Below are 5166 nucleotides of genomic sequence, written 5' to 3'. Positions count from 1 at the left end.
GCGGGTGGGGTGGTCGGCCTCGGGATCGGGGCCCGCCGACCATCTGTGTGGGGGGGGCTTGTCCGACCGGGTATCGGTGGCGGCGGCGGCGCGCGCGCGGGCCGACGCCGCGTTCGGTCGCAACCACGACGCCGACGTGATCGTGCTGTACACCGCCCCACCGGGCAGGACGGTCGACGACCCGGAGTTCTCCGCCGCGGTGGTGGACAGCCTGAACTCCCTGCCGCGCGAACACCCGGAGCAGATCGCACGCGTCAACGCCGCCTACTGGCCCACCGAGACCGGCGGTTTCAGCAGTTCCGCGGCGGCGACCGCCGACCGGACCCGCGCCTTCGCGGCCATCGCCCTGCACGGTGACAACGACACCGACATGTTGCGCAACTACCGGGCGGTGGCCGACGTCTTCGCCATCGACGGCATCGACGTGCAGGTGGCCGGGCTGCAACCGGTGGCGGGCGCGCTCAACGACACCATCGCCTCCGACATCGAACGCATGGAGCTGCTGGCCTTCCCGGCCGTCGGGGTGCTGCTGTTCTTCATCTTCGGCGGCCTGGTCGCCGCGAGCCTGCCGCTGATCGTCGGCGGGCTCACGGTGTTCGGCGCGTTCGGCATCGTGCGCGCGCTCACCACTGTCACCGAGGTGAACTCGTTCGTCTCGCCGGTGGTCTCGATGATCGGTCTCGGCCTGGCCATCGACTACGGCCTGTTCATCGTCTCCCGGTTCCGGGAGGAACTCGCCGAGGGCTACGACACCGCGACCGCGGTGCGCCGTACGGTCACCACCGCGGGCCGCACCGTCGTGTTGTCCGCGACCATGATCGTGGCCAGTCTCGGTGGCCTGCTGCTGTTTCCCCAGGGGTTCCTGAAATCCATCGCCTACGGCGCCATGGCGACCGTCACCATGGCCGCGCTGACCGCGATCACCATCCTGCCCGCCATCCTCGCCGTCCTCGGCCCGCGCGTGGATGCCGCCGGCCTGAAGCGTTTCGCCCGCACCCGCACCGCCGAGGAGGTCGAGGCCGGCTTCTGGGGGCGCAGCACCCGCTGGGTCATGCGGCATCCGGTCGCCATCGCGGTCCCGCTGCTCGGCCTGCTCGTCGTGCTGATCTTCCCGATCGGCAACCTGGCCTTCGGCGGCTTCAGCGAGAAGTACCTGCCGCCGGACAACCCGACCCGCCTGGCGCAGGCCGAATTCGACAGCACCTTCCCGCTGCGCAAGGCCGACCCGATCGAGCTGGTGTTCACCGGCAGCGACACCTTCGCCATCGGCGGGCTCGTCAAGGAGGCCAACCGGGCGCCCGGCCTGGCCCAGTCCTTCGGCGTGCCGAGTCGCGCGCCCTCCGGGGAGGAGGTCTACCGCACCAGCGCGGTGCTGACCGACTCGCAGGACGCGGGCCCCACCATCGAATACCTGCGGTCGCTACCCGAACCCGAGGGCGTGCGAATGCTCGTGGGCGGCGTGCCCGCGCTCCAGCACGACAGCATCGACACCCTGCTCACCCGCATGCCGTTGATGATCGCGCTGGTCGTGCTGGTCACCACCGTGCTGATGTTCCTGACCTTCGGCTCGCTGGTGCTGCCGATCAAGGCCGCCCTGATGAGCGCCCTCGGTCTCGGCTCCACCCTCGGCATCCTCACCTGGATCTTCATCGACGGTCACGGCTCGGGACTGCTGAACTTCACCCCGCAGCCCATCCAGGCCAACATCCTGGTGGTCATCATGGCCGTCATCTACGGCCTGTCCACCGATTACGAGGTGTTCCTGCTCTCGCGCATGGTGGAGGCTCGCGCCCGCGGCGCCTCCACCACCGAGTCGGTGCGCATCGGCACCGCCCACACCGGCCGCATCATCACCGCCGCCGCGCTCATCCTGCTCGTGGTGGTCGGCGCGTTCGCCTTCTCCGATCTGGTGATGATGCAATACATCGCCTACGGCATGATCGCCGCGCTGATCATCGACGCCACGGTGCTGCGCATGCTGCTCGTCCCCGCCACCATGAAGCTGCTCGGCGACGACTGCTGGTGGGCTCCCCCGTGGATGAAACGCCTGCAACGCAAGGCGGGCCTGGCCGAGCCGATCCTCGACGACGAGCATCCGCGCAACCGTGACCCGGTCGACCTGGTGGCCACCACCCCGGTCACCGACCCGGTGACCGTCCAATTCCCGGCAACCCCGTTCGGTCCCGCCCCGAAGCCCCCTCGCCGCCCGCGCAAGCCGCGACTCGTCGACAGCGACGGCGAGACGCCGACCACACCCCTCGGCACGGGGAGCGCCGTCGTCCCCAACGGCTGACCGAGGCACGGCCGTGCGCACCCCGCCACGGCCCGCCGGTCACATCGGCCGCAGTTCGTACACTCGACTCATGACCTCGCAGGCGAATGTGACCGTCCTGCCGCCGAGTCTGGTCGAACTGGTGACCACGCACGTGCGGTCCGAGGTGCTGAGCGGGGCACTGGAGCCGGGGGAGCGGATCGTCGAGGAGACGCTGTGCGCCCGGCTCGGCGTCAGCAGGGCGCCGGTGCGGGAGGCGCTGCGCCTGCTGGCGCAGGAAGGGCTGGTGGAGCACCTGCCGCGCCGCGGGTTCCGGGTGGTCGTGTGGTCGGCCACCGACATCCTGCAATTGTTCGAGCTGCGCCGGGTGCTGGAACGGCACGCCATCGAGAGCGCGCTGCCGCTGCCCGCCGAGGGCGACCCGTTCGCCCCGGTGCGCGCGGCGCTCGACGACATGCGTCGCGCCGACACCAGGGACGATCCGCTCGAACGCGACAACGCCCACCGGCGCTTCCATCTCGCGGTCGTCGCGCTGGCGGGCAACCACCAGCTGAACCTGGCGTATGCCCCGATTCTGCTCAAGTTGCAGCTGCCCATGGCCCGCAACCTGCGTGAGGAGGCCCGGCTCGCCGCGCGCCGCAACGGCATCCGCCGCCACGCCGAGCTACTCGAGTCGCTGGAGACCAACGATCCCGAGATCGCGTGCGCCGCACTGCGCCGTCACGGTGCGCTGACCTACCTGAACCTCGACATCTGCTGATCCCCGGCCGGGCTCGCGCCGTTCCGGCCGAGCTGGTACGCCCGTCGAATTCTGCTAACACAGCGGATACACGAGGGGACTTCCGGCTTCACACATTCTGTCGACAATCGACAAATGCTGAATCCCGGACCATCCGTGTCGGAGATCCTCGCTTCGCACGAAAGTGGCAGTGGCTCACCGACCTCCACTGCGGCGCGCGTCGCCGACGCCATCGCGGCCCGTGGCGACGACGGCACCTGGATCACCCCGGTGCCCCGCGAACAACTCCTGGCCGCGGCCGCCGAGATCGAACGACGCCCCGGCGCGCGCACCCTGCCCCTCTACGGCGTGCCGTTCGGCGTCAAGGACAGCATCGACGTCGCGGGCTACCCCACCACGCTCGCCTGCCCTGGCTACGCCTACACCGCGACCACCACCGCCCCCGCGGTCCAGCGCCTGCTCGACGCGGGTGCGCTGTTCGTCGGCAAGACCAATCTGGACCAGTTCGCGACCGGCCTCAACGGCACCCGAACCCCGCACACCATCCCGCGCAGCGTCTTCGGCGGCGACCTGATCTCCGGCGGCTCGAGTTCCGGTTCGGCGCTGGCGGTCGCGCTGGGGCAGGTCCCGTTCTGCGTCGCCACCGACACCGCCGGCTCCGGTCGCGTGCCCGCCGCGCTCAACGGCATCGTCGGCTACAAGCCCTCGCGGGGCCTGATCAGCACGGTGGGGCTGGTCCCCGCCTGCAGATCACTGGACTGCATGACCCTGATGGCCACCCGGATCGAGGATCTCGACCGCGTCTTCGACGTCGTCGCCGCCCCCGACCCGGACGATCCGTGGAGCAGGCCGCGTGGCCCCAGGTGCCGCGGCGGCCGCATCCGCGTTGGTCTCCCGCCGGAATCGGAGCTGGAGTTCTTCGGTGACGAGGCCTTCCGCGCCGCGCACCTGAATATCCGCGCCCACCTGGACAGCCGTGGATTCGACTGCACGGCAACCACTCTGCGGCCCTTCCTGGACGCCGGGGAACTGCTCTACCAGGGGCCGTGGGTGGCCGAACGCCTGGTGGAGTTCGGTGACTTCCTGGCGGCCGAACCCGATTCCGTTCTCCCGGTGATCCGCGAGATCCTCACCGGCGGCTACCGCTTCGACGCCGTCGACGTCTTCCGCGCCCAGCAGCGGTTGCAGCAACTGCGCGCCCTGGTGGGCCGGATGTGGTCGGACATGGACGTCGTGGTCGTGCCGACCATCGGCACCACCTTCACCGTCGAACAGGTGCTGGCCGATCCCATCCGCACCAACACCGTGCTCGGCCACTACACCCACTTCGGCAATCTGCTCGACCTCACGGCGGTCGCGGTGCCCATGGGCACCGCCCTCGACGGCCGACCGGTCTCGGCCATGGTCTTCGGCCCGGCCCTGTCCGACGACACCGTGCTCGCCGCGGCCGCCCGGATGCTCGACGAACCACGCGCCCTCGAGGCGCATTCGGATGTCCGGCTCACACAGAAAGAACGACGATGAGCGCACCACAGCACGTTCCGGCCGCCCCGGCCCCCTACGTCTTCGACCCGAGCACCACGGCCCTGCTGGTGATCGACATGCAACGCGACTTCCTGCTCCCCGGCGGATTCGGCGAGAGCCTCGGCAACGACGTCGCGATGCTGCGCACTGTGATCGACCCGCTGTCGCGACTGATGGCCGCGGCGCGGGCCGCGGGCATCCCGGTCATCCACACCCGCGAGGGCCACCTGCCCGACCTGTCCGACTGCCCGCCCGCGAAGCACAAGCGCGGCAACCCCGCCCAGCGCATCGGCGACCCCGGCCGGTTCGGGCGCATTCTGATCCGCGGCGAGTACGGCCACGACATCGTCGACGAACTCGCCCCGCTGCCCGGCGAGGTGGTCATCGACAAGCCGGGCAAGGGCGCGTTCTACGCCACCGAACTGACCGAGGTCCTCGAGCGCGACGCCATCGCCTCGCTGATCGTCACCGGCGTGACCACCGAGGTGTGCGTGCACACCACGGTGCGCGAGGCCAACGACCGTGGCTACGAATGCCTGGTCGTCTCCGACTGCGTCGGCTCCTACTTCCCGGAGTTCCAGCGCGTCGGCCTCGACATGATCGCCGCCCAGGGCGGGATCTTCGGCTGGGT

The 5166-nt window shown here is 70.2% G+C and carries 4 protein-coding genes; all 4 read left to right on the top strand.

Going from position 1 to position 5166, the window contains the following annotated elements:
* A partial coding sequence (locus QH283_RS25480; RefSeq protein WP_280505471.1) for an MMPL family transporter occupies positions 1 to 2293 on the top strand: 2293 nt, incomplete at its 5' end.
* A gap of 70 nt (positions 2294 to 2363) precedes the next feature.
* The gene (locus QH283_RS25475; RefSeq protein ID WP_280505470.1) at positions 2364 to 3032 is read left to right on the top strand and encodes a GntR family transcriptional regulator; all 669 of its coding nucleotides are present in this window, start codon (positions 2364 to 2366) and stop codon (positions 3030 to 3032) included.
* Positions 3033 to 3146: 114 nt separating this feature from the next.
* The gene (locus QH283_RS25470) at positions 3147 to 4535 is read left to right on the top strand and encodes an allophanate hydrolase (RefSeq protein ID WP_280505469.1); all 1389 of its coding nucleotides are present in this window, start codon (positions 3147 to 3149) and stop codon (positions 4533 to 4535) included.
* Positions 4532 to 5166: cysteine hydrolase family protein (locus tag QH283_RS25465; protein ID WP_280505468.1), on the top strand; the 635-nt coding region annotated here is incomplete at its 3' end. The genes QH283_RS25470 and QH283_RS25465, both read left to right, overlap by 4 nt.

This window comes from Nocardia farcinica, assembly GCF_029867845.1.
Lineage (GTDB): Bacteria > Actinomycetota > Actinomycetes > Mycobacteriales > Mycobacteriaceae > Nocardia > Nocardia farcinica_A.
Note: the sequence above shows the minus strand (reverse complement) of the source record. Positions and strands in the feature narration are given on the sequence as shown.

Bases quoted from the DNA above. Each gene is read 5' to 3' on its own strand.
- QH283_RS25475 (WP_280505470.1), top strand. From the start codon at position 2,364: ATGACCTCGCAGGCGAATGTGACCGTCCTGCCGCCGAGTCTGGTCGAA.
- QH283_RS25470 (WP_280505469.1), top strand. From the start codon at position 3,147: ATGCTGAATCCCGGACCATCCGTGTCGGAGATCCTCGCTTCGCACGAA.